This is a genomic window from Vibrio sp. B7, assembly GCF_963888765.1.
Lineage (GTDB): Bacteria > Pseudomonadota > Gammaproteobacteria > Enterobacterales > Vibrionaceae > Vibrio > Vibrio anguillarum.
This window is the reverse complement of the sequence record NZ_CAWPKR010000035.1, coordinates 121,167-147,794: the sequence shown is the minus strand read 5'-3', so window position 1 is coordinate 147,794 and position 26,628 is coordinate 121,167. Positions and strand designations below refer to the sequence as shown.

The following is a 26,628-nucleotide window of genomic DNA, read 5'->3' as shown; positions in this document are numbered from 1 at the left end:
TCTCAAAACCTGAGTTGACAGTCACATTCCCCAAAATAATTCAAACCTCATGACGTATATTGCCACCAAATACATGTCGAGGTTGTTATGAAAATATATCGTCTACTATTCGTTAGTTGCTTATTTCTGTTGGGATGTGCTTCAAATCAAGCGTTCATTCCGATCAAAGAAGATCCCTATTGGGCGAGCGCCGAGCTGGCCAATGGCATGAAATACCACATTTATCCCAATCAAAAAGAACCCGTTTCCATCCGCTTGATTGTTCACGCAGCCGCATTTCAAGAAAACAACCAGCAACAGGGCTACGCTCATTTTCTTGAGCATATGGCTTTTAATGGCAGCGCTCATTATGCCGGAAATGATGCGATCAAAACCTTTGAGCAATCAGGTGTCAGTTTTGGCCCTGACATCAATGCTTATACTGCTTATCAAGAAACGGTTTACAAACTGGATTTACCCGATAACCAAGCGGTAGAGCCAGCTCTGGTCTGGTTTAGAGATATTGCCGATGGTATAGAGCTTACTCCTACATCGGTTGAAAATGAAAAACGCGTGATCATGGGCGAGTTTCGTTTTTCACGTAAAGAGGAGAAGAGCTACGCTCAAAACGTTTATGAGCACATGATTGCTAATACTTTATATGCGCAGCATGATCCCTTGGGCACCAAAGAGAGCGTGAACCAAGCGACCCCCGAAGGGATTGCCGATTTTTACCGCACTTGGTATCAGCCACAGCTCACCGAAATCGTTATCGCTGGCAATATCACATTAGAGCAAGCCACGGCATTGATAGAAAAACATTTCGCGAGCTGGGAAAAAGGCAGCACGCCAATGCCGACTAGAAATCACAGCATTACGGCCAATAATACAGATTTTGTGGGTTACATTGGTGCCAATGACTCACCGAACATTAGCCTATTCATCGACCGTGGCGAGCAAAAAATAGCCAGCCGTGAACAACAAGCCCAGTGGTGGCTCGATGATATCGCCCAGCAACTGATACAACAGCGGTTATCCAGCAATTTTAGTGACGCCAACCTTCCGGCACTTTGGATTTATTCCCAAACTATCCCGTTTGAAACCCAGCGCTATTCGTTTGCAGAGGTCGGGTTTCCAGTGGACTCAAGAGAAGCATCGCAAAATCTCTTCTTCTCCACACTTGCTGCACTGCGTGATCATGGTGTGAGTGAGCAAGAGTTTCAGGCGATTTTCCGTCAGTATCAAGAGATGTTAGCGAACTTCGATAACAATTGGCAAAAAGCCACCGCGATAGATTTAGTCGAAGAAAAAACGCTGGCGCGCACGTTAGATCAACCGATCCAGTCACATTTAGACCGACGTTCGACGTTAACCGAATTTATCTCGACCACCAACAATGCCATACTCGATGAACACCTTCGCAAATTATTGTCTAGCGACTACCAGATCAATATTGGGTTGGATAAAAGTGAAGACAAAGAATCCGTCGTCGCGACACTGCCAACACTCAAAACCCTGTTTGCCCAAAAAGGGCAGCCACCGCTATTGCAAGAGGTCAATCAAGCTTTTGTAACACCTACGCAGATAGGCGCCATTTTGTCAGAATCTCAACCTCAAGAGTCGGTGGATATCACCACTTGGACGCTAAGTAACGGTGTTGAAGTGTGGTATCGCAGAGACATTAACGCAGGGGAAAAAGTGTATGCCTCTTTGGCAAGCCTTGGTGGTAAAGCAAGCTTAGAGCCCGATTTGCGTAAAGCTTCTGAAGTGCTTATTCCGAGTGCCATACGCGGTGGAATTGGTAACTTTAGCGGCTCTCAGTTGGATAATCACCTGAGAAGACACGGCATCATATTGAATCCCTACATCGACTTTACGTCGCATGGTATCAGCCTTGAATCATCTAAAGATGAGTTAGCCGAAGCGTTTGCGGCCCTTTATACGGCGATGACAGCCATCAACATCGACGACAGCCATCTGCAGTTAACAAAACAAGAGTTTAAGCAAAATCGTGATACTTTTCTTCGCTCACCCATTGGCCAGATGGCGCTCGCCATTAATCGCAATAGCTATCTGCCGGACACCACTCATTGGTTATACGAAGGATCGGACATCAATACGGTGAGTGTTGAGCAACTGATGCAAACCCATGATGATCTCTTTAAGAAAAATAGAGGCTTTAAACTCTTTATTACCGCAGACATTAAACCTGCCGAACTGAAACCACTATTGCGTACCTATGTAGCGTCATTAACCTTCAGCTCTGCACCTGAGGTCGATTATCGCATTGATTATCGCGCAGACTTTCAGCCTCGAATCGACATGGCGATCAACGATGAAAAAAGCAGTGCCTATCTTGCCAGAGTGATCAGTAACGACCCGGAACACAAATCGGCTACTACTATCTTTATGGATGATATGTTGTGGCGTGTGGCAAACCGCCGCATGGTGAGTCAGGTGCGTGAACAGCTAGGGCTGGATTACGCTCCCAATGCTTTTTCGGTTTCAGCCGATAGTGAACCACACAACGATTGGCTATTTAGCGTAGATATTTCATCCAATGATGTCGATACCGCAGAGCAAGCCATTGATAAGCTGATTGACGGTTTATCCGTCGAAATAACGGAAGAGGAAACGCTCACCGCAGCGAAACAATTGATTGCCGATCTCAAACCACTCAAAGACGACCCCAAGCAGATGAATTGGTTTATTCAACGTTATTCACTGCACGGGTACGGCATCGATGCGTTGTTTAACATAGAGCAAACGGCAAACCGAATCACCGCACAAGAGATGACGTTGAGAGCCAAGCAAATTTTTAATCACCACAACAGACGAACCAAAATCATTATGCGCCCGAAAGCGAAATAACAGCAGTAGAGTCAACCCTAGGATACTCAAACTGCCACCGCTCTCCTCTTGAGGGGCAACAGTTTGAGTATCAATCAGAACACGTACCCCATTTTGAGTGGCAACATAATATTTAGGCACCTCTGCCCCTGTAAGAACGCGCTGAATCCAGCTCTGATAATCATAAAGCTCCGTAAATACCGAGGTGATCGGTTGGTTAGTATCACCACATAGTGAAGGCCCAAAGCTGGTTAAACCAATTTGAATGTATTGCGAGCCATTAAACCAATAGATAGGCCCACCGGAATCGCCAGAACAGGTGGAGTTTTTATATGCACCGCTTACCGCACCATCAAAACAGATCTGCTTTGAGGTCAGTGCCGAGCCATAAAAAGCGCTACAGACGGCATTACTAACAAAAGTGAGGGTCGTTTCTTGCAACTGCTTATTAGCATTCGGGACATTACCCGCCACGTAGCCATGCCCAATCGCTTTGTAATTATTGCCAGCAGGGTAATCATTATTTAACTGAGTATTGAGTAGCGCAGAATAGTCCGCCACATTGAGCGGTGTTTCGAGCTTGATAATCGCAATGTCATCACGCCAGAGTGCACTGGACGAATTGATGTAAGTACTGGGGTAATAAAAAGCCGCCGCGCGCGATATCTGGATATTCCCGTAGGGGAAATCGGCCACATTATCCAACTGAGGCACTACCACCGTATAAAGCATGGTATCTTTTTTACCGTAAATACAATGAGCTGCCGTCAAAATAAACTGTGAATTGATAATACTCGCCCCACAAAAACTGTTGGTACTATACTGAGCGCTGCTTTGATATAAAAGGCTAGCAAAAGAAGGGTAAGTGGCACTGCTGGTATCCGAACCATTCACAATGTAAGGCTGGAAATCAACCGCATAAGCATTTGCTGATAGCATCGCACTGAACAGTATCCATTTGTACATCCATCACCTCGTCACTCATCTAGAAAGATACGCGTGTATCACTTTCAAGTTTAGCGCCCTAAGTGGAACCTGCTCAAAAAAGGCAATAAAAAAGCGACCTAAACAGGTCGCTCGAGATCAATAAGGGTTCAACGTCTACGAATGAAGCGGATAAACATCAGCAGTAAAGACCACCAGCCGAATGAACCACCACTGTCAGAAGGTGGGTTTAAATAAGCTTGGCGTTTCGCTTCTGTTGCGACAAATTTTGGTGGTTCAGAACCAAGCAGAACACTCTCTATCCAAGTAGAATAGTCAAGGATTTCCGTAAATACCGATGGAGCAGTAACCAGTGGGTCTCCACACTTGGTATTTGGCCCGAAGCTGGTTATACCAACTTGGATATAGTTACCGCCAATATGCCAAAATAACGGCCCCCCAGAATCGCCCTGACAGGTTGCATTTTGCAGCCCCGTAGAACCTATCGCCCCTTCCATGCATAAATTAGTGTCCGGTACACCAGTCCCATAATGACAAGAACTGTTAGGTACATAGGTTAACTCTGTTTGTTGTAGAGACGTTTTAGTATCGAGGTTAGAAGAGGTATTACCATGCCCAACGGCAATAAAGGTTTCACTTGATGAACGATAAGTGCTATCAGAATTTGCGGTAGGCCGCGTTAAGTAGTCAGCAGACGACACCATTGTCAAAGGTGTTTCAAGCTTGAGGATCGCAATATCATCCAATAAAGTGGTGTTGTTATAAGTTGATGGGTAATAGATCTCCGCCACTCGCGCTTTTTCTAATATGTTGTATGGAAAGTTTGTTTCAATTTGCAGCTTAGGTACAACAGAGGTGAAAAGCTGATTTGCACTATTACCATAAACACAGTGCGCAGCCGTCAATACGTATTGGTTATTGAGCAACGAAGCACCGCAATAGCTTCCTCTTCCATACGAACCGTTATAATCAATTTGATCAAAAAACAAGCTCGCTATAGAAGGAAACTCCGTCACGCTTGCATCCGTACCGTTTACTATGTAGGGCTGAGCATCAACGGCGAACACATTGCCAGAGACGGCGAGCGAAGATAAAAGTACTACCCATTTGTTCATCATGTCATTCCTTATCACTTTGAACCCAGATAGTACTTAATCCGTTATCGATATGAAACATCTTTAAATGCGCTTTTATTACATTTTATGATGCTTTAGCCGCGATAATAACGCTGAGCCACAAACGGCATTTTCTCAACCACCATAGGCAGCATTTTTCCGCGCACATCAGCAAAAATTTCTGTGCCTATCGCTGATAAATCAGCTCGGATATAGGCCATAGACACGGGCTTGCCAGCCGTCGGTCCCGCTGTACCACTGGTCACTACGCCTATATGCTGGCCATCGGCATCAAATAGCTCAGTGCCTTCACGTACTGGCGCTTTAGTTAAACCCACTAAACCTACACGTTTACGTGCAACATCTTTGCTTTCGATCTGCCCAAGAATAATGTCTGCACCCGGAAAACCACCCGCACGCTCACCTTCAGCACGACGCACTTTGCTTATCGCCCATAACAAGCTCGCTTCAACTGGCGTTGTGGTGGTATCAAGATCATGCCCGTAAAGACATAAACCACACTCTAAACGCAGTGAATCGCGCGCGCCCAGACCAATCCATTCCACTTCTTCATAAGAGGTCAGTTTACGCGCCAATGCTTCGGCCTGCTCTGCTGGTACAGAAATTTCATAACCATCTTCACCGGTATAACCACTTCTGCTGACAATGCATTGAGCACCGTCGATGTCCATTAGCTGAATATCCATAAAGTGCATCGTCATCACTTGTGGTTGCAGGCGAGCTAACACTTCAGCGGCTTTTGGCCCTTGCAGCGCTAACAGCGCGCGATCGTCAATGACTTCGAGCTCAACACCTTGTGGCAAATGTGCTTGTAGATGCGTGATATCTTGTGCTTTACAAGCCGCATTAACCACAACAAACAGATGATCATCAAGGTTAGCAACCATCAAGTCATCCATGATGCCACCTTGTGCATTGGTGAAAAAGGCGTAACGCTGCTTGCCTGCTGGTAAGTCAATAATATCGACCGGAACCAATGACTCCAATGCTTGCGCGGCATTGGCTCCATGCAAACGAAGTTGGCCCATATGCGAAACATCAAACAAACCAGCCGCCTCGCGAGTATGCAAATGCTCTTTCTTTACCCCTAATGGGTACTGAACGGGCATGTCATAGCCAGCAAATGGCACCATTTTCGCTCCAACTTCGATGTGCAGCGCATGTAAAGGAGTAGTGAGTAATGTTTGATTTGCATGTTCTTGAGTCATTTTTATCTCCATTTCAGCCGACCCAGCAGGGAATTCACCACCAAATTTTGGCTATTATGTCCAAAGAAGAGGAAACCATGTTTCCAATAGTGAACAAGAATGCGCCCGTTCGGGCGGATTAACAAGTTCAAAACACGATGAATTGTCAAAATTAACAACCCAATCACAATTAAAAGTCGCGATATGCTTAGCATCGCCTGAGCTAAAAGTGATTAAAAGCACACTGCAGAAGGTAAAACCACCAAATAGCAAACGATTGCCGTCACTATAAGAAACTTCGCGTTTTCACACTCATTTTGCAGTAACCCACAAAATCAATGCATCCTCTTCGCTGACAGAGACCAGCATGTGCCCCATGTTAGCGTCGTAATAAACGCTATCACCTTCCGCCAATCGAACCGGTTCATAAAATTCGCTATAGAACAAAACTTCACCCGTGAGGATCAACAAAAACTCCTCACCATCGTGACGAACCCAGTCACTGTACTCTTCAAATGCACGAGCTCGCACTCGGCTTTTAAACGGCATCATCTTCTTATTAGAGAGCTGCGTGGCGAGCAATTCATGCTCGTAAGTTGGGGTGGGATGCGGCTTGCCCTGACCAATACGAGAAATATCCCTACGACCTGTTGCCACAATTTTCTTTGGTGGCTCAAATAGTTGAGGCATATCTATCTGCAATCCATGAGCGAGTTTTTGCATCGCTTGGTAGGTTGGAGAAATCTGTTCGTTTTCGATTTTACTCAATGTAGATCGAGCTAATCCTGTCCGCTGGCTCGCCTCTTCTAGCGTAATCCCAAGCTTAGAGCGGATCTCTTTAATACGTTGCCCAAGCTTAAGCGGTTCGATCGTTTGTTCACCAGTTTCCTTGGCCAAGGTCAACGATGGGTACTCATCATAAATGTCTTCAGACATGCTTTCCCTCGATTGTTATCTTCCTGATTTCGGCCATCATTGTGGCATAAAGCCAACGCAAGGTTAAAGAGGCTGAACGTAAATAAAGCGTGCTCTTGCTTACAAAAAAAGAAACCATGTTTCCTATAGGAAATTTTTGATTGATTGTTTATAAGTCAAAGAGTATGTTACTGACTTGTTAGATAAAGAGATGCAGTTTACCACTTATTGCGGTTAGGGATTTAACAAGGTTTAAGTGGCTTTTCACCCCGTATTGTTGGGGTTGCAATCCAGTTTAAGGATAACTGACACTCTGCTTTGTTGTCGCCCAACGGCTTAACGATAAGGCAGCCACTAAAAAGGAATGACGGAATGTTTAGCCAATCCGTCGGATTATTGGAAGGTCATCTACCATGAATGCCAACGTGAACAAAAGTTACCCCAACCACTGCCTTGAGAGCTTTTTCTCAACCAACCTTGCTGCCACTGATGATGCTGTCTTTGCGGGTATTCAAGCCGAATACGTACGCCAAAATGAACAAATTGAGCTGATCGCCTCAGAAAACATCGTTTCAAAAGCCGTTATGCAAGCGCAAGGTACTTGTCTCACCAATAAATATGCAGAAGGCTACCCCGGCCGTCGCTATTACGGTGGTTGCGAACACGTTGATACCGTCGAAACCATTGCGATTGAACGTGCAAAATCCCTATTCCATTGTCAATACGCCAACGTGCAGCCGCATTCAGGCGCACAAGCTAATGGCGCGGTGATGCTGGCTTTACTGCAACCGGGTGACACGATTTTAGGTATGTCTCTGGATGCCGGAGGCCACCTCACTCATGGCGCTCGGCCTGCTCTCTCTGGTAAGTGGTTTCATGGCGCTCGGCCTGCTCTCTCTGGTAAGTGGTTTAATGCAATTCAATATGGTGTCGATAGCACGACCTTAGAAATCAATTATGATGATGTACGCAGCCTCGCGTTAGAACATCAACCAAAAATGATCATTGCGGGCGGCTCTGCCATTCCTCGCGTGATTGATTTTGCCAAATTCCGAGCCATTGCTGATGAAGTGGGCGCGCTCTTAATGGTCGATATGGCGCATATTGCCGGATTAGTCGCCACTGGTGCTCACCCAAGCCCATTGCCGCATGCCCACGTTGTCACGACCACCACACATAAAACCTTGCGCGGCCCACGAGGCGGTATGGTTTTGACCAACAGCGAAGAGATCAGCAAAAAAATTAACTCGGCGGTTTTCCCCGGCCTGCAAGGTGGCCCGTTAATGCACGTAATTGCGGCCAAAGCGGTAGCACTAGGCGAAGCGTTAGGCCCTGAGTTTCATCGTTATATTGATTCGGTGATCGATAACGCAAAAGTTCTCGCCGAAGTATTGCAAACTCGCGGTTGTGACATTGTGACTGGCGGGACTGACACTCATCTCATGCTTGTTGATCTTCGCCCTAAAGGGCTGAAGGGGAATATCGCCGAACAAGCATTAGAGCGTGCAGGAATCACATGTAACAAAAATGGCATCCCATTTGATACCGAGAAGCCTATGATTACTTCGGGTATTCGTTTAGGTACGCCAGCTGGAACCAGCCGTGGTTTTGGTCGTGAAGAATTCAAACTCATCGGTGAGTGGATTGGCGATGTTCTCGATGGCCTTGTTGTGAGCCCAGAAGGAAACAGTGATGTTGAGCAACGTGTGCGCAAACAAGTTAAAGCGCTGTGCCAACGCTTCCCACTCTACCAATAGCCTTTTTAAATTAAACACAAGTTCAAATCAATACGATACTTTTTTGGAGATAAAGCAATGGACAATACACTGAAGTTTGCAGATAGCCACGAGTGGGTGCGCGACAACGGTGACGGCACAGTGACCATCGGTATTTCTGAGCATGCGCAAGAGATGCTTGGTGACGTAGTGTTTGTTGACCTACCTGAAGTAGATACAGAAATTGATGCTGGAGACAGTTTTTCTCTAGTTGAATCTGTCAAAGCCGCTTCAGATATTTACGCACCGATTACAGGTGTCATCGTTGAAATCAACGAAGAGTTAGAAGATAGCCCAGAACTCATCAACGAAGAACCGTATGAAGGTGGCTGGATTGTGAAAGTGAAGATGTCTGATGCTTCTGAACTCGACAATCTAAAAAATGCAGAAGAGTACCAAAACTCTATCGAAGAAGATTAATTAGCCCATCACGGATCAAAGCTGCCCAGCATGGGCGGCTTTTTTTTAAGGTCGCACACGATCTTTGAAAAGGTAAAGGAAATGACTGAATTACTTCACAGCCCACTGCTTAGCCAGTTAAGTACCGAAAATGAGTTTGTTGCACGCCACAACGGACCCAACCCAGCCGATCAACAAAAAATGCTCAACGCGATTAATGCCGAAAGCTTAGCCGCGTTAATCGAACAAACCGTTCCTGCGCAAATTCGTTTAGAAAGCCCAATGTCCCTTGCTGCGCCTAAAAGCGAAGCCGATATGCTCAGCGCGATGAAAGTATTTGCCAATCAAAACCAGATTAAACGCACGTTCATTGGTCAAGGTTACTACAACACCTTCACGCCGAACGTCATTTTGCGTAACGTACTGGAAAATCCGGGCTGGTATACGGCTTACACGCCCTACCAGCCAGAAATCTCTCAAGGTCGTTTGGAGTCGCTGCTTAACTACCAACAAATGGTGATGGATTTAACAGCAATGGATATTGCCAACGCGTCGCTGCTCGATGAAGCAACGGCCGCTGGCGAAGCAATGACACTGTGTAAACGCGCAGGAAAAAACAAAAGTAACGTCTTTTTTGTGGCGGACGATGTTCATCCACAAACCATTGAAGTGGTAAAAACTCGCGCTGAATTTATCGGTTTTGAGGTACAAATCGGCGCACTCGACTCATTGCCTGAACAAGATGTGTTTGGCGCGCTGCTGCAATACCCAAGCACCACAGGTGAAGTGCGTGATTTAAGCGACCTGATTGCTAAAGCGCAAGCCAATAAAATCTTGGTTACTGTTGCCACGGATTTACTGGCCAGCACCTTGCTGAAACCAGCAGGTGAAATGGGCGCGGATGTCGTGATTGGCTCAGCTCAACGTTTCGGTGTCCCTATGGGTTACGGCGGCCCACACGCCGCCTTTATGGCCACGCGTGAAGCGCACAAACGCACTATGCCCGGCCGCGTGATCGGAGTGTCGATTGACGCTAAAGGTAACCCAGCACTGCGCATGGCAATGCAAACTCGCGAGCAGCACATTCGCCGCGAAAAAGCGACCTCGAACATCTGTACCGCGCAAGCTCTGCTGGCTAATATGGCCTCGTTTTATGCTGTCTATCATGGCGCAGAAGGGTTACGCACCATTGCGCGCCGTACTCATCATATGACAGCAATTCTAGCGGCAGGCTTAACTCAAGCGGGCTACGAATTGGTGCATAACAGCTTCTTTGACACGATTACCTTAAAGAGTGCCGCTCAAACTCAAGCTCTGTACGCAAAAGCGCAGCAAGCCGACATCAACTTACGCCGATTTGATGACCAATTAGGCATCAGTTTGGATGAAACCACCACCACCGCTGATCTTGAAACCCTGTTTGCGGTTTTCGATATTAAGCAATCGGTAAGCGCGCTGTCGGCAGAAATTGCCGCCAACGAATTTGCAGCGATTCCAGAACACTGCCGTCGTCAATCTCGCTTCCTAACGCATCCTGTGTTCAACACCTATCACAGTGAAACGCAAATGATGCGTTATTTGAAAAAACTTGAGAATAAAGACTTTTCATTAACTCACGGCATGATCCCGCTTGGCAGTTGCACCATGAAACTGAACGCCGCAGCCGAGATGATCCCTGTCACTTGGCCTGAATTTGGTTCAATCCACCCATTTGCACCGAAAGAGCAAGCCGCAGGTTACGCCGCTCTCGCTAAGGATTTAAAAGAAAAGCTCTGTGAAATCACAGGCTATGATGCCTTCTCGCTACAACCAAATTCCGGTGCTTCTGGCGAATATGCAGGACTTGTAGCGATTCAGCGCTACCACAAAAGCCGTGGTGAAGGACACCGTAACGTCTGCTTAATTCCGAGCTCAGCACACGGTACCAACCCTGCAACCGCTTCAATGGTTTCGATGAAAGTAGTGGTCGTGAAATGTGATAATAACGGCAACGTTGATATCACAGACCTCGCAGACAAAATTGAGAAGCATAAAGAGAACCTCTCTAGCATCATGATCACTTATCCTTCAACGCACGGCGTTTACGAAGAACAAGTTAAAGAAGTGTGTAACATGGTTCACGCCGCGGGCGGCCAAGTTTACCTTGATGGTGCCAACATGAACGCGCAAGTTGGTTTAACCAATCCGGGCTTTATTGGCTCTGATGTTTCTCACCTCAACCTGCACAAAACATTCTGTATTCCTCATGGCGGTGGCGGCCCAGGTATGGGACCGATTGGTGTAAAATCTCACCTAGCGCCTTTCCTACCGGGACATATTGAAGGGGGAGTTGAAGGCAGCGATCACGCAGTATCTGCGGCCGATTTAGGCAGCGCTTCTATTTTACCTATCTCATGGGCTTATATTGCCATGATGGGTGCAGAAGGCTTAACCACGGCTACTCAAATCGCTATTCTAAATGCCAACTACGTGATGGAAAGACTGCGCCCACACTACCCTATTCTTTACCGTGGTAGTAACGGCCGCGTAGCGCACGAATGCATTATTGACATTCGTCCGCTTAAAGAAGCGACAGGTATCAGCGAAGAAGACATTGCTAAACGTTTGATGGATTATGGCTTCCACGCACCGACGATGTCATTCCCTGTTGCTGGCACCTTGATGATTGAACCAACCGAATCGGAAGACTTAGCCGAATTGGATCGCTTCTGCGAGGCGATGATTGCGATTCGCGCCGAAATGGAGAAAGTTCAATCAGGCGAATGGCCATTAGCCGACAACCCGTTAGTGAATGCGCCGCATACACAATCGGATCTCGCAAGTGATGCATGGGCTCACCCATATTCTCGTGAAACGGCTTGCTTCCCATCCGCTCATACTAAGGCATCAAAATACTGGCCAACCGTGAGCCGTGTCGATAACGTATACGGTGACCGTAACCTTGTCTGCTCATGCCCAAGTATCGATAACTACCAAGAGTAGGTGCTAACGTTGATAGCTCGTCGTCACAGTTTATGATCATCTTTTAGGTTGTGACTGACTTTGTTATCAATATTAAATAATAAAGGCGAACTGAGAAGTTCGCCTTTTTGTTAGGCTGTAAAACGATTTTTGGGCAAAAGTTACCAACATGTTGTGTACTGCGGTGTCAACATATCGCATCGCATTACCCATTTATAAGTCACCTACGCCGCCCAAAAAAAATCTCACGTCCAAACCGGCCATTTAATGCATCGTAGGCATGCATCAACGCAGGGATCTTAGGGGTAGTATTGAATAAATCCGGTTGCTAATTTTGCCTATCAACAAGCTCAGTAAACCAAAACCCATCTTGTAAAACCGGACATCCTCCTTAAGGAGCTACTTGGCGATTCAATATCTGTAATTCGCTATCCGGCACTACGTGTTTAGAAAACGTGTCTCTTAATCTGTCGAACCACATGCCATCCTTCACATTTTTGTCCATTTAACAAACTTGCAGTATTCATTTTATGGCATAGAATTCATAAGTGCAACCAAGTGCATACTGAGTATAGTTTACGCACGCCGACCTCTGGTTGCGATCAAAAATAACATGAAAGGAGCGACTCTATGGTTCATCAACATCACTGCCAAGGCTGTGCACAGTGTGCATGCCATAACCCATATTGGGAAAGTTTTGAGAAGCATGACGGTATTAAACATTTTTTGAATCACCTGCAAGCAACACTTCCAAGACCACGGAATCTTGAGAATCTACTACCGACAACAACTGCAATTTATACAGGGGGTTGCATTCGTCCAATGATAGGTGGGCAATCTGATGTGGTTGAGGCCGTTGGTTTTGCCAAAGGTAAAGTGGTTGCAGTAGGAGCACTGGCGGCAGTTAAACAACATATGATAGAAAACGGTTTTCCAGTTTACGAGTTAGTGACTTTAGAACATGATCAAACGTTGTTACCTGGGCTAATTGAACCACATGTCCACATCGTTCCTACCGCAATGACAATGAGCTGGTTGGATTTAAGTCCATTTAATGGCCAAGACTTAAAACTCAATTATTCAATCAGCTCAATTTGCGATACCTTAAAAAATGCTAAAAAACCGATAAATGGTTGGCTATTAGGTATAGGAGTTGATCCTGCATTAATGCCTTTTGATGAGAGTGATGGTACGCCACAATTATCACAGCTCAACATTGACATTTTAGATGATGCAATGAAAGGTACCGACAAAGAAGATACTGCTATTTTTTTAATTTCAGCGTCATTGCATACCGCCTATATCAATAGTAAGGCTCTTGATTATATTAAGGATAAAAACAAAATTTCGGATGCTGATGTTGAAGAAATAAAAAAACAAGGAGCCTTGCAAGAAATGACACAAATGGGATGGGGTATACATGCCATTCCCGAGTTACAAAAACTTAAAGTCATTATGCACCTCGAAAATAACATTCGTTCTATTTTTACTACAGCCAATAAGCGTGGTGTAACAACTATGTTTGATGCTGGTATGAAGCCGGACATGGCATCAATGCTAGAAACATACCGGCTCTATAATCCGCATAATATTCGCGTGGGTTATGCGAGTGTTTTTGAGAATGCTGAACAGGTACATGATGATTTAAATACTTATCAACCTTTACAAGAATCAAGCTTAGATAAGGTATTTCAAGCGGCTGTAAAATTAGTGGCTGATGGATCTAACCAAGGATTAACAGGTTTTCAGGCAGACGAATACGCATGTAAACCAAAAAACAACTTTGGTATTTTCAATTTTAGTTATGACGATGCATTACATACAAACCCCAGCAATCCTAGCTTCCAATCAACCGTAAATGCAGTAGTTGAAAAAGGTTGGCCATTGTTAATACATGCTAACGGTGATCAAGCCGTAAACTACACAATTGATGTTTATGCCAAAGCTTTAGGAAAACAAAGTGGGCTTGATAAGCGCCATCGAATAGAACACTGCTCGTTACTCTGTGATCAAGATGCAGATCGGATGATAGATTTGGGGCTATCACCCAGCTTTTTGATCGGTCATGTGGGTTATTGGGGATATGCTTTTAAAAAAGTTATTTTTAAAGAAAAATCTGAATACTTAGATCGCTGCAAAACGATGCTTGAACTCGGTGCGCGCATTACTTTACATAGCGACTTATCTGTTACGCCACTGGGTCCACTCAGAATGATGGAGCAAGCTGTTACTCGTATTATGGAGAAATCATCAGATGATGAAGTACTGCATCCAAATGAGACAATCACAAGAGAACAGGCTTTAAGAGCAATTACTTATGATGCGGCATGGCAGTGTCACGTAGACCAATGGATTGGTAGTCTGGAGCCAGGAAAACTCGCAGACTTTGTCATATTAGCGAAAGATCCTATAACTTGTAAAAGCACACAAATTAGACATATTCCTGTTTTACAAACTTGGGTTGCGGGTAAATTGAGATATCAGCACGGTTAGTAATTCCAATTTGAAAGGATTGAGTGCATTACTACTTAATTCATTTGGCAGCATGCCCACAACAGAAACCGTGCGAGCATGCTGCTCTATTACATTCACACTCGTCGCCCTCCACTATCGATATATTGCTAATTCAACATCTTATTTTGGGGATATCTTGCCAACGCGTTGTGTACTGCAGTGCCAACATATCACGCCGTATTGCCCATTTCTGAAAGATAAAGTGGAACAACTGGAAAACAAGGAGCAAATACGACCACATTGCGCTCTAATCAATGACGAAGTCTTGTTTGCTGATGCTTAACTGTCGCTAGCCGCCCAAAAATTAAGGCGCACACCGCTCACTAATGTGCTTCTTAATCTAACGGAGTATTGACGTTACCCAAAATGGAGCAAAAATAGGGTGAGCCGTAGGTTAATTTAGTAACGTAATGGTAGATTGCGTAACCTGCCTAATCATCCATTATGCCTATATAAAAACAGACGATATTACCCATAAAAATAGGTACGCACTTTGTTACAAATCGCCCTCTTGTCTTGTGGTTCAGTCAATGATTTACTGTCGCTTCCTTAGCAACAGAGGCTTTTATTGACAATGGACGACCCCTTCAGGCGACCAATATTTACTGATTCCCCCCTTCACCGTGCCCCCTTACTTAAGGAGGCCACATGTTAGAACTCTTCCTACTACCCGAAACTTGGGTGATATTTGCCACACTGCTTGCTTTAGAAGTGGTTCTTGGCGTTGATAATGTAGTGTTCATTTCCGTCTTATGTGAACGGCTCCCCGTTCAGCAGCGGCCACTTGCGCGTAACTTAGGCATTTTGTTAGCGGTTATCGCTCGGATTGGTTTGGTTTTTTCTATCAGTTGGCTGATGTCGTTAACTGCACCGATAGTCGTTTGGTTTAGCAACGAATTATCTGGACGAGATTTTATCCTCATCTTCGGCGGTGCTTTTCTGTTATTCAAAGCAGCAAAAGAGTTGTGGAACTGGCTGATGCCTGATGAGCATTCACATACGACGACAGTAAGTGCTGGCCTTGCGGTCGTATTACTGCAAATTGTCGCGGTTGACGCGGTATTTTCCATGGATTCGGTAATAACTGCGGTGGGTCTAACTAACGACATTCCTATCATGGTCGCGGCCATTTTAGCGTCTGCGGTGATCATGATATTAACCGCAGCGCGCATTAACGCCTTAGTCACCCGTTATCCGGGTTTTAAAACGCTGGCATTACTGTTTTTAATGATGCTGGGCGGTTTGTTAATCGCGGAAGGTGTTGAGCTGCACATCAATAAAGGCTACGTCTATTTTGCGATGGCGTTTGGTTTGGCAATGGAGATTTGTCATATTCAATGGGCGAAGAAACAATCGATCAAGATTAAGCAGCTACGTCCGTTGAAAAGGACGGCATCTTTACTGAGTTCAAAGCCAATAGTACGGTGATATTGATAGCTAAAGCGCATCAATGTCAAACTTCATCGCCAACATAACCCTTGATTTACTAGGCCTGCGGGTGTGAAGAAACGAAAAAGAACCATCGAGTGATGAACAAGAAAAATGTGTATTTCCAAGAGGAACACACTATCATAACCATTCCAGAAAAGGCTATTGCCTATGAAAATGTTTTTCCGGCAGGAAATTGCCCTGCTTTTTGGTCTGTTAACTCTGCTTTTTTTCAAAACATTAGGGGCTGATTTACTATCAGATACGACCCCATTTTGGATCTATATCCTCATTTCTACTGGGCTATTTGCTATTGTGACATGGGCAATATTCTCCGTTGTTCGCCATTCAGATGCTCTGGCCGTGAAACTTGGTGAGCCATTTGGAACCTTGATTCTCACCCTCTCTGTAATTTCACTTGAAGTGGTGATGATCTCCTCTGTAATGCTCACTGGCGAGCCAAACCCCACGATGGCTCGTGATACCATGTTCGCTGTCGTGATGCTGGTTACTAACGGCCTTGTTGGCGTTACTTTGCTACTGGGTGGCTGGCGTTACCATACGCAAAGTTTTAATTTAGAGGGCGTTAAATCTTATTTGGTCGCCATCATCCCGCTAGCCTTGCTATGTCTCGTTTTGCCTAACTTCACTGAGGGCGGAAGCGAGGGTAGCTTGTCGAGCGCGATGTCTTGGATGCTCATTACCATCTCTGTGATGCTTTATGGCGTTTTTCTGTTAATTCAGACTCGCAGCCACAGCCACTTTTTCGTTGGCAGTGAGCACGAAAATGGTGAAGAGCATCACGGCCCACTCCACAGCAATAGCTACCATACAGTCATGCTGTTGGCTTACCTTCTGGTAGTGATCATGCTGGCTAAAACCTTAGCTATCCCTATCAATTATGGGGTGCATGTTATGGAAGCCCCTGCCGCATTAGGTGGCTTTATTGTTGCGTGTATTGTGCTAGCCCCTGAAGCTGTCGGCGCACTTAAGGCAGCATTCAATAATCAACTGCAAAGAGCAATGAACCTCTATTTCGGTTCTGTGCTAGCGACTATCGCGCTTACTGTTCCAGCCGTTTTATTCATCGGCGCGATGATGGATCAAGAGGTTCGTCTTGGGCTATCCTCTGCTGATTTGGTATTACTTGTCACCACCTTAATGGTGTGCAAGGTAACATTCAGTAGTGGCCGAACCAATGTATTACATGGCGCAACGCATTTGGTTCTGTTTGTGGTTTATCTTTTCCTGATGTTTGAGCATGCTTAGTCGATAACTTCAAATTCAATAAACCGTAGCCAATAAAAAAACCGAGTTTAAACGCTCGGGCTTTTTATTGGCTGCAAGACTTACGGTCAAATACGCTCTACACATTCACGAGCAATTACCAGCTCTTCATTGGTTGGGTTTATATTCATGGTAGATGTCATCAATATATTTTCTAATTCACTTTCGCCTATGCCTTTTGGGTTTATTCGGACGGTTGATTTAACCGATTTACTTGTAACAACATTTTCCAAGGTAATAAAGGTAGTATGATCATCAAGATCCCTAATATGGTAAAAAAGTCTGGCACTTCATTGAATAAAGTAACACCAAATAAGGTAACAAATACCAGTCCTGAGTTCTCTGCTAGGGCAATAGAATTAGCAGGTGCTCGTTGATACGAAGCAACAGCTAATCCGTTGTAAGTAAGAACCAAAGTTGCACTTGCCAAAATGAACAGCAGATTCGTGGTCGAAAGAGGCACCCAATGGAATATAGCTAGGCAGCCAGAGATCGGTAGTGAAAGTAATGATGTCCAAAAAAGCGTGCTGACAACAGTTTGCTCCGTTGGTAATTTTTTCGCGGTAAGGTTGAACAAGGCAATTGTAAATGTAGTAACAAGGGCGAAGACTACCGCCAATTCAAATTCTGATGGTCTTAAAACCACAATCACTCCTGAAAACCCTATAAGAGATAATACACTGCTCTTAATCGTTAGTTTCTCTTGGAGAAGTAAAATCGATAATGGAAGCATCATTAGTGGCGCAGCATGAAAAATCGCATTAGCCGTAGCTAAAGTTAAGTGAGTGATTGCAATTACCATGCAACCACTGCCTATTATAATTAGATGTGCCCTAAATAGATTGAGTTTAGCGCTATACAGTTTTCGCTTTTGCTTGGACTGCTTTAACCATAAAGGATAAATAACTAAAGTAGAAAATAATTGCCGTATAAAAATGTACTGAAAGGCTGATACCTCCCCATTAAGTAACTTAACTGCGACATCAGATAGTGAAGCAGCAAGATTACCTAATATGAGAAAGATAATCGCGAGGTTTACCACAGGAAAAGACACTGTTATTTTTCCAACTTCATATCGATATGTGGGATGTCATCCTCCAAATACATTACAGAAGTCGGCATAAATCCATGGTTTTGGTAGAATTCTGATAGGTGTTCTTGAGCGCCAATTTCGATTGACTCTCTGGGCCACAACTTGTCACATGCACATAGAGCCTCTTGTACCAGTTGATGCCCTATGCCCCCTCCACGAGAATTTTTTGAAATAGCAACACGACCAATACTGACGGATGGATAACTAACCCCCTTTGACATTAAGCGTGCGCAGGCTATTAACTTGCCACCTTGATAACCCAGTAAGTGGTAAACACCTTCTTGGTGATCTTTACCATCCAACTCAGGATAGGGACATTCTTGCTCGACAACAAACACGCCAACTCTGAGTTTTAGCAGTTGATATAGTTGCATTGTTGTTAATTGGGGAAACGGATGGAGTTGCCAAGTAATCATTTTAATTCAGCCTTACACATATTGATATCCGAAATGTAGCAAGGTGAATAAGTCTAGACATTAACAATTGTTAAGTTGGATTGCGTTTTTTGATACGACTCAGGCTGATCGGTGTAATGCCAAGATAAGCTGCAATTTGATAATCGGTGAGGCGCTCTAACAAGTTAGGATAACTGTTACAGAACTGTTGATAGCGTTCTTCTGGAGTATAAAGCAACATAAAACGTTCTTTGTTTTCTTTATACATCAGTTGTATTTCCAATAGCTTGAGATAAATACTATATTTATTCTTACGCCATGTTCTTAATGTTTCGATAGGGAGAGACATAATCGAGCAAGGGGTAAGTGATTCAAGTTGGTATGGTGATGGCGTTTGGTTAACTAGGCTTTCAAAACCAATGATCCAGTCATTTTCCCAATAAAACTGTTTGCTAAACTCTTTGCCCTTGTCAGTAAAATAAACAGCGTGACATATTCCTTCTAATAGAAAGAAAATCTCTTTTGCAACTTCCCCTTGATGGTAAAAAATATGCCGACTAGGCAAAGAACAAAGCTTTGCAGATTGCTTTAGCTGTTCTACTTCGTGTCGAGTAAAGTCATTTTTTTGTAACTGCTCTAGGAAAGCGTCAAGCATAATTGGTTGTACCTAAGTATTTATCTATAACCAAACATTAACTGAATATTTAAGCACACAATAAATTCGCCAAAAAACAATTAAAGCGGAGGTGTTCAGGTGATGATAACCTACATCAAATTAGCATTCTACGTGCCATTTTATACCCCTAGGTTCCTTATTTGTAGCTGTGAATGACTTACAAGCAAGAATCGTAATTAATAAGACAAGAAAATTTCGCATATTTACCTGTAGGTATCATTTATCAGCAAGACTTTGCAAGGTAGCATACCCTGTGAGTTTACTATCTACTAGTGTCTGCTTGTCGTTCAAAGCCGATCTTTAGAGTAATTGCGTTAGCTTGTTTCGGGGCATAAACAAGTCAACACGAACCTTGTTGATTTAAGGGCACAAAATGAATTGTAGAAGGCAATTTAGTAAGCCATGGGGGTGTCGCCATGCACATCCTTAGTGATGGTCTATCCAACATATGAGTACAAAAAAAGCGAGCACTAAGCTCGCTTTTATCTATTTGATTTTAAATGTAATTATAGCAACTCAACCGACTGTTGAGCGATCACGAATTCTTCGTTAGTTGGTACCACAAGCGCTACTGCATTTAGCATGTCTGATTTTGCGATAATGCCAGCATTACCGAATCGAGCTTGCTCGTTGCCTTGCTCATCTTCCACAAAACCAAGAATTTTCAGGTTGCGTAGAATTTCACGACGAATAGGCAATGCGTTTTCGCCAATACCACCGGTGAAAATAATACCGTCGAGCGAATCAAGCGCTGCAAGGTATGACGCGATGTATTTCGCCACACGGTAGGTGAAGACTTGGAAGGCCAATGTAGCGCCTTCATGACCTTGCTCCATGGCTTCGAGAATGCCACGTGCATCGCTGGTTAAACCAGAAACACCCAAGAAACCAGAGGCTTTGTTCAATGAATTAAACACTTGTTCTTGTGTCCAGCCCTTCTTCAATAGAAATTCAATGATGCCGGGGTCAAGGTCACCACAGCGAGTGCCCATCATCAAACCGGAAAGCGGTGTAAAACCCATACTGGTATCGACACTCTGACCATCTTTAATTGCGCACACTGACGCACCATTACCAAGGTGAACAGAAATAAAGCTGCTTTCTTCAACTTGCTTGTTGATCATTTTTGCCGCTTCACGGCTCACAAAATAGTGGCTGGTTCCGTGGAAACCATAGCGGCGAATACCAAACTCAGTGTATAGCTCTTTTGCAATCGCACCTGTGTAGGCTTTTGCTGGCATGGTTTGGTGGAAAGCGGTATCAAAAACAGCAAACTGCGGTAACTCAGGAAACGCTAGCATTGCCGCGCGCATACCAATCGCGTGTGCTTTATTGTGTAGCGGTGCTAAATCACTAAGCGCTTCAACTTCGTTGACGATTTTTTCGTCTAACTTAACGGTCTTAGTAAACTTCTCGCCACCATGTACTACGCGGTGTCCAATTGCAACGACGTCATCAATCAAGCCGTAGCTTTTCACAAGCTCAACCAGTTTTGCAACCGCCAACAGGTGGTGATTCGCTTCACCTTGAATCGCACAATTGGCTTTTTCTCCGTTAAACTTCCAGCTCATACGGGCATCATCAAGCCCAAAGCATTCACCTAGACCACTCAGTACGGCATCCCCCGTATTTGAATCAATCACCGCAAACTTCAGTGATGAGCTGCCAGAGTTAATAACCAAAACAAACGAGTTCGACATGGGGTAAGTTTCCTGTTTTAGACTAAGTGTTGAAGTATACAACTTCTTGGTTTACGTGACCCTCATTATTCAATAATTTTTTAATCTTTCAACTTTGTTTTAGTTTCAGCATCATACCAAACGATTTTTTCTTGATCTGAGGCAAATTATTATTTCTTTTGAAGTGAGAAATATATCAATATTTAAGTCCATCCTGTAGCGCGCAGTAAACGTCTGCACTTCCACCATTTTGCGTTGACAACATTAGGCAGTAAAAAGGGGCCTTACGGTGAATCGAAAGCGTTCTGTTCAGTACTCGTAACGTTACGCACACCGGCAGTTAAATCGCATCAATGGGTGTAATACATACAAATACGCTTACTTTCTATTTCTAATACGTTGAACGGCGTTTCATAGATATCGCTCAAAACCGACGATTGAATCACCTCTTGTACTGTGCCAGTTGCTACTACTTGGCCTCGTTTCAGCGCAATGATGGAATCGGAGTAACAGGATGCAAAATTGATGTCGTGGATCACCACGACCACCGCTTTATTCAACTCATGTGCTAAACGCTGAATAGTGGCCATGATCTGCAATGAGTGTTTGATATCGAGGTTGTTCAATGGCTCATCGAGAAAGATGTAATCGGTATCTTGGGCGATCACCATGGCAATAAAGGCCAGCTGGCGTTGGCCGCCACTCAGTTCGTCTAGGTATTTATCTTCTATCGCTTTAAGATCAAGATATTCGATCGATTGCTCAATCATCGCATGATCGTTGGCTGTTAATTTACCTTGCGAATAAGGAAAACGGCCAAAAGCCACCAGCTCTTTCACGGTAAAACGCATGGTCAGAGTATTGGCTTGACGCAGAACCGACAGCTTTTTAGCCAACGCTTTAGTATCCCACTCAACCAGCTCTTTGCTTTCAATCCAAACTTTACCGCTATCACGGCTGACCAAACGGCTGGCCATCGACAGTAAGGTACTTTTCCCTGCGCCATTAGGGCCAATAATTGAAGTGACCTTGCCTTTTTCAAACTGCGCACAGGCCTTATCCACAACGGCTTGTTGGCCAAACACTTTAGTCAGTTTATCTAGCTGAATCATATGAAATTAAACCATTTTATTACGTAAAAGGAGGGAGAGAAAATAGAGGCCTCCAATGAAATTGATCACCACACTCAGCGTTGTTTCAAACTGGAATACTTTTTCAACCACCCATTGACCAGAAAGCAATGCACACACCGCCATCGCGGAACAACCAATCAATAAGGTTCGGTGTTGGTATGAACGAAACCACTCGCGCGTTAAGTTGGTGACCAATAAGCCAAAGAACATCACGGGCCCAACTAAAGCTGTAGAAATAGCAATTAATACCGCACTAAGCATCAATACATGGTGCGTCACTCGGCGTACATCCACCCCTAAACTGACCGCGTTATCGTTATCCAACCATAAAACATCCAACACGCGATGCAGGCGAAACAGGCCAAAGCAAACCAACAGCAGTAACGGTGTTACCCAATACACAAGTTCCACTTTCACGTTGTTGAAGCTCGCAAACATATTGGACTGTACCGATGAAAAATCATTCGGATCCATCAGCATGATCAAAAAGGAGGAAATGCTGGAAAACAGTTGCCCCAGAATGACTCCTAATAGCAACAACACCATTAAGTTGCTCTGCTGCTTACGAAAATAAAAAGCGAACAACAAACTAGAAAACAGCAACATGGCAGCAACGGACAACGAAAAATTGAGATAAGCATTGAGGGCATAGCTACTTAGGCCACCAAAAAGAGTCACCACTAACACCTGCACAAACAGGTAGAGTGAATCAAACCCCATGATGCTGGGCGTTAAAATTCGGTTGTGGGTAATGGTTTGAAATGCTAGAGAGGACTGCGCAATGGCAATACCCGCTAACACCATCGCCAATACTTTGGGTACACGACGAGAAAGAAAATAATGATAGTTGTCGGCGTTCAATCCAACACCAATAAATAACCCAGCAAAAAGCAGAGAAGCCAAAACCAGTAACCACAGTTTGGTATGATCACGCAAAGTGATGCTCGCACATACAGACTTACCCATGGCGTTGTCCTCGCAACAGCAACACAATAAATACACTGCCACCGAGAATACTGATGATCATCGAAATCGGCACTTCATAGGGGAAAATAATCAAACGGCCGCCCAAATCACATAGCAGCACCAATAACGCACCGAAAATGGCCGTACGAGGGATATTTTTGCGTAAGTTGTCGCCGTAATAGTGGCTGACTAAATTAGGCACAATCAACCCTAAAAAAGGCAGTTGACCGACAATCATCACAACCGTCGCAGACATCACCGACACCAAACAAACGCCAATCACCAGCACTTGCTGATAGTTAAGCCCTAAGTTCACAGCAAAATCTTTACCCATGCCGACGGCCGAAATTCGCGCCGCATACAAATAGCTAAAGAGGGCAACCGGGATCGCAATATAGAGCAGTTCGAAATCCCCTTTCAGCAAATTGGCAAAATTGGCTACCGTCCAGCTAGAAAGGTTTTGTATCGCATCGTATTTGTAAGCGATGAAGGAGGCGGCGGATTCCACCACATTACCAAAAATAATGCCGATCAAAGGGACAAAAATGGCATTTTTAAACTGCACGCGCTGAATCAGTTGCACAAACAGCAAAGTGCCCGCAATCGAAACCGAGAAAATAAGCCACAAGCTTTCACCGTGACCAAAAAAGACTAAGCTCAACACATAGCCCAGCATGGCGCATTCAATGGTACCGGAGGTAGAAGGCGCGGCAAATCGGTTTTGACTGATTTGCTGCATAATAAGACCCGCGATACTGAGCCCTGCCCCTGCTAAAACAATCGCCAACAAACGTGGCAACCGACTGGTAAAGAGCAGTTGCCAAGCATGGGCATCCCCTTGCAGTAATGCCATTAGTGATAGATTGCCTACCCCCACAAACAGTGAAGATAGGCTGACTACCAACAAAGCAAGCAATAACTTTTTCAAAGCTAACCTCAGCTTGTTTGTGGCAAATTAGTGAATGTGTACAGCATTTCTAACGTCGCTGATCATCTGCTCTGTAGCAGTCACACCAGAAATGGATAGGTACCAAGCATTAAGGTCTAAAAACGCCATGCTTTTATTTTTGTAGGCCGCCGTCGCTTTGATCAGGTCATTTTCAAACTCTTGGCGAGTGTGACTTTGCCCTTTGTTGACCAACGTATCACGATCAATGATCAATAAGGTTTTAGGATCATGTTCGCGAATAAATTCATAAGAGATTAGATCGCCATGGCGTGTCGCTTTGATGCTATCGACGGTCGTTTTGAATCCAAAATCTTTATACACCGCCGAGAAACGTGATTCAGGCCCAAAAGCGGTAATGTTACCGCCAGAGCTCATCACTGTGAGCGCATCGATTTGGTTGTTCTGATTAAAGCTACGAAGTGCTTGAAACTGCTTATCTAAATCTTCAATTTTGGCTTCCACTTGGTCTTCAATAGCAAATACTTTGCCTAGATTACGCCACTGCTGTTGTGTACTCTGCCAGTAGCCTTGGCTTGCATCGGCTGCAAAAACGATAGTTGGTGCAATTTTAGATAGCTCGTCATAACTGGTTGCGGCGCGCGGCCCAATCACAATCACATCCGGTTTTTGCATATAAATGGTTTCGAAATCAGGCTCAAATAAAGAACCGGCAGGTGCGTATGTATCGCTGTTGTACTTCGCTAAATAATTCGGCAGTTCAGTCACTTTCGATACCGCGACAGGTTCAATACCAAAGCGATCTAACGTATCTAACGCACCCAAACCAATGACAACCACACGTTGCGGATTTTGCTCGATCGTCGTGGTACCGAGTTGATGCTCCACAGAAACGGTTTTAGCACTGAGAGTAAAAGAGGTAAGCAAGCCAAGTGCTGCCAAACTAAACAACGATTTCATATAGGTTCCCATTCAAAATAACTGCGACAGATTTTGATAAGCATTCGCATTAAGTTCGGGTAATATAATCGTTGACCGTCGTTCAAGCAACCCTATTCACATCAAAATCGGCCATGATGATCAGAAGCAGCAAGAATGATGAAAAAGCGAGCGCTAATAAGAGATTCGCGCTCGCTTTCTAGGGGGAGAGAAATGTTATGGACGTGTCGGGTTAATCGTCAAAGGCTCAAAAGTGGCCACTGCGTTACCACTCGCTCCAGGATGATCAACATAGCTGGTGTCTTGCATCAAGGTGTAAAAGACATCGACATAATCGTCGTCGTTGACCAGTAAACCATCGGGAATCGCATCAATGATCTTGCCCGTGATTTGCGGAATAATCGCATACGCCTGCACTTCTGGATCAGGGATAAGCTTCAGCACTTCTTCCGCTACTTTGACGAGTAATTTAGCCAGCTCCTTATAGTCGGTACCATCATCTTGCTCCATCAAGATAAGATCGGCTGCGCCCCAACGGTAACGAGACCATTGGATCATCACTTGATTTGGGAAGTAATCTTGCTTGTCGTAATCCAAATAAGGCATTTCAACTAAGTCAATGGTCGGCTCATCTCGGCTTGGATTGATGCCTGTAACAATCGCATAAATTTCAGCCGCTCCAGAGATCCACGGTTCTTTGTCATCCGCTAAACGAATTTTTTTCAGTACTGTGGTGGAAATAGGCTCAGCGCTATTATCGCTGCTGCGGGCCATCGCTTGCGCGGCGACGCTACCACTTTCTACTGTGGTCAATGTGGTCGATTGACCCAATGCGTTCATCTGTGCACGCATTGCTTGTAAGCCTGCGCGCAATTCCACTTCGCTATTACTATCAACCACGAAAACGGGTACATCTGGCATTTGATATACGTCCAGTTGATGCACCTGTCCGTACACATCAAACGCTTCAATATATTGCCAAGACGCATCATTACCTTTGGGCTCAAAAGCAAACAACGGGCTTTGTCCTTCTTGCCACTCTTTAATCATCGACGCATCGGCAATACGCAGTTGCAGCAACTGCTCAGTAAAATCCTCAATGCCTTTCATTGAACGAATTTGCGCGTCTGCTACAACCATCTGTTGACTAAAATCGGAATCAGGCTGCTCTTCAAACAAAGTGGAAACAGAAATGGATAGGTTTTGCGCGCTGATTTCAGTTTTAAGTGTGGTTTCAAGCTCGGCGTAACTTTCACTCAGTTGCAGTGCTAACGCTCTTTTTTGCTGTGCAATCGCATCAGCATTAGATTGGCTGGTGCTACTGGTTGTCGCTTCTTCTGAGTTGCACCCCATAATAGTGGCCACAAGCAGTAATGAAACGGGTGTTATATATCTCATAATGAACCCTTAATATTTTTAATTACAACATAGAGTAATAACTCTACATAAAAACACAATATCACC

Annotated in this window: 19 protein-coding genes and 2 pseudogenes; 7 read left to right on the top strand and 14 right to left on the bottom strand. The window is 44.5% G+C overall.

Annotated features, from left to right (window positions below):
• Window positions 1-87 precede the first annotated feature (87 nt).
• Window positions 88-2,625 (top strand): annotated as a pseudogene (locus tag AACV32_RS11655) (M16 family metallopeptidase); the annotation flags it as partial.
• A gap of 75 nt (window positions 2,626-2,700) precedes the next feature.
• On the opposite strand, the gene AACV32_RS11650 reads toward AACV32_RS11655, so the two are convergent.
• The 4 genes from AACV32_RS11650 to AACV32_RS11635 form a co-directional block, all read right to left on the bottom strand.
• Window positions 2,701-3,795 (bottom strand): S1 family peptidase, encoded by a 1,095-nt coding sequence (locus tag AACV32_RS11650; RefSeq protein WP_170908166.1) that lies wholly within the window; start codon window positions 3,793-3,795, stop codon window positions 2,701-2,703.
• A 128-nt stretch (window positions 3,796-3,923) separates the two neighbouring features.
• Entirely contained in the window at window positions 3,924-4,907 is a 984-nt protein-coding gene (locus AACV32_RS11645; RefSeq protein ID WP_170888984.1) for a trypsin-like serine protease, read from the bottom strand.
• Between the two features lie 77 nt (window positions 4,908-4,984).
• Window positions 4,985-6,118: a glycine cleavage system aminomethyltransferase GcvT gene (gene gcvT / locus AACV32_RS11640; RefSeq protein ID WP_026028607.1), complete on the bottom strand. Its 1,134-nt coding sequence runs from the start codon at window positions 6,116-6,118 to the stop codon at window positions 4,985-4,987.
• A gap of 291 nt (window positions 6,119-6,409) precedes the next feature.
• Window positions 6,410-7,033 (bottom strand): helix-turn-helix domain-containing protein, encoded by a 624-nt coding sequence (locus AACV32_RS11635; RefSeq protein ID WP_010320321.1) that lies wholly within the window; start codon window positions 7,031-7,033, stop codon window positions 6,410-6,412.
• Window positions 7,034-7,425: 392 nt separating this feature from the next.
• On the opposite strand from AACV32_RS11635, the gene AACV32_RS11630 reads away from it, so the two are divergent.
• The 4 genes from AACV32_RS11630 to AACV32_RS11610 all read left to right on the top strand — a co-directional run bounded on the left by AACV32_RS11630 (window position 7,426) and on the right by AACV32_RS11610 (window position 14,640).
• Entirely contained in the window at window positions 7,426-8,769 is a 1,344-nt protein-coding gene (locus AACV32_RS11630) for a serine hydroxymethyltransferase (protein ID WP_170895135.1), read from the top strand.
• A 57-nt stretch (window positions 8,770-8,826) separates the two neighbouring features.
• Complete coding sequence (gcvH, locus tag AACV32_RS11625; protein WP_013868476.1) at window positions 8,827-9,207, top strand: glycine cleavage system protein GcvH; 381 nt, start codon at window positions 8,827-8,829, stop codon at window positions 9,205-9,207.
• An 81-nt stretch (window positions 9,208-9,288) separates the two neighbouring features.
• Window positions 9,289-12,168, top strand: coding sequence for an aminomethyl-transferring glycine dehydrogenase (gene gcvP, locus AACV32_RS11620; protein ID WP_170895136.1), 2,880 nt, complete (start codon window positions 9,289-9,291; stop codon window positions 12,166-12,168).
• A gap of 609 nt (window positions 12,169-12,777) precedes the next feature.
• On the top strand, window positions 12,778-14,640 hold the full coding sequence (locus AACV32_RS11610; protein ID WP_170895137.1) for an amidohydrolase: 1,863 nt from the start codon (window positions 12,778-12,780) through the stop codon (window positions 14,638-14,640).
• A gap of 133 nt (window positions 14,641-14,773) precedes the next feature.
• On the opposite strand, the pseudogene AACV32_RS11605 reads toward AACV32_RS11610, so the two are convergent.
• A pseudogene (locus AACV32_RS11605) lies at window positions 14,774-14,860 on the bottom strand (DUF4113 domain-containing protein); the annotation flags it as partial.
• Window positions 14,861-15,309: 449 nt separating this feature from the next.
• Here AACV32_RS11605 and AACV32_RS11600 point away from each other — a divergent pair.
• Complete coding sequence (locus AACV32_RS11600) at window positions 15,310-16,089, top strand: TerC family protein (protein WP_170895138.1); 780 nt, start codon at window positions 15,310-15,312, stop codon at window positions 16,087-16,089.
• 171 nt (window positions 16,090-16,260) lie between these two features.
• The gene (locus tag AACV32_RS11595) at window positions 16,261-17,358 is read left to right on the top strand and encodes a calcium:proton antiporter (protein ID WP_170895139.1); all 1,098 of its coding nucleotides are present in this window, start codon (window positions 16,261-16,263) and stop codon (window positions 17,356-17,358) included.
• Between the two features lie 202 nt (window positions 17,359-17,560).
• On the opposite strand, the gene AACV32_RS11590 is transcribed toward AACV32_RS11595, so the two are convergent.
• From AACV32_RS11590 to AACV32_RS11550, 9 genes are all read right to left on the bottom strand, one after another.
• Window positions 17,561-18,430 (bottom strand): DMT family transporter, encoded by an 870-nt coding sequence (locus AACV32_RS11590; protein ID WP_064626653.1) that lies wholly within the window; start codon window positions 18,428-18,430, stop codon window positions 17,561-17,563.
• A 2-nt stretch (window positions 18,431-18,432) separates the two neighbouring features.
• Entirely contained in the window at window positions 18,433-18,885 is a 453-nt protein-coding gene (locus AACV32_RS11585) for a GNAT family N-acetyltransferase (protein ID WP_170895140.1), read from the bottom strand.
• A gap of 70 nt (window positions 18,886-18,955) precedes the next feature.
• Window positions 18,956-19,519: a Crp/Fnr family transcriptional regulator gene (locus AACV32_RS11580; protein WP_094151699.1), complete on the bottom strand. Its 564-nt coding sequence runs from the start codon at window positions 19,517-19,519 to the stop codon at window positions 18,956-18,958.
• A gap of 527 nt (window positions 19,520-20,046) precedes the next feature.
• Entirely contained in the window at window positions 20,047-21,240 is a 1,194-nt protein-coding gene (locus AACV32_RS11575) for an acetate/propionate family kinase (protein WP_170895141.1), read from the bottom strand.
• Window positions 21,241-21,569: 329 nt separating this feature from the next.
• On the bottom strand, window positions 21,570-22,331 hold the full coding sequence (gene vctC, locus AACV32_RS11570) for an iron chelate ABC transporter ATP-binding protein VctC (RefSeq protein WP_013868453.1): 762 nt from the start codon (window positions 22,329-22,331) through the stop codon (window positions 21,570-21,572).
• 6 nt (window positions 22,332-22,337) lie between these two features.
• Entirely contained in the window at window positions 22,338-23,288 is a 951-nt protein-coding gene (vctG, locus tag AACV32_RS11565; protein WP_029189680.1) for an iron chelate uptake ABC transporter permease subunit VctG, read from the bottom strand.
• Between the two features lie 22 nt (window positions 23,289-23,310).
• Complete coding sequence (gene vctD, locus AACV32_RS11560) at window positions 23,311-24,246, bottom strand: iron chelate uptake ABC transporter permease subunit VctD (protein WP_026027432.1); 936 nt, start codon at window positions 24,244-24,246, stop codon at window positions 23,311-23,313.
• A gap of 27 nt (window positions 24,247-24,273) precedes the next feature.
• The gene (locus AACV32_RS11555; protein ID WP_026028180.1) at window positions 24,274-25,185 is read right to left on the bottom strand and encodes a siderophore ABC transporter substrate-binding protein; all 912 of its coding nucleotides are present in this window, start codon (window positions 25,183-25,185) and stop codon (window positions 24,274-24,276) included.
• A 195-nt stretch (window positions 25,186-25,380) separates the two neighbouring features.
• A complete protein-coding gene (locus tag AACV32_RS11550; protein WP_017045107.1) occupies window positions 25,381-26,562 on the bottom strand; it encodes a DUF3103 domain-containing protein in 1,182 nt (393 codons plus the stop codon).
• Between the last annotated feature and the right edge of the window lie 66 nt (window positions 26,563-26,628).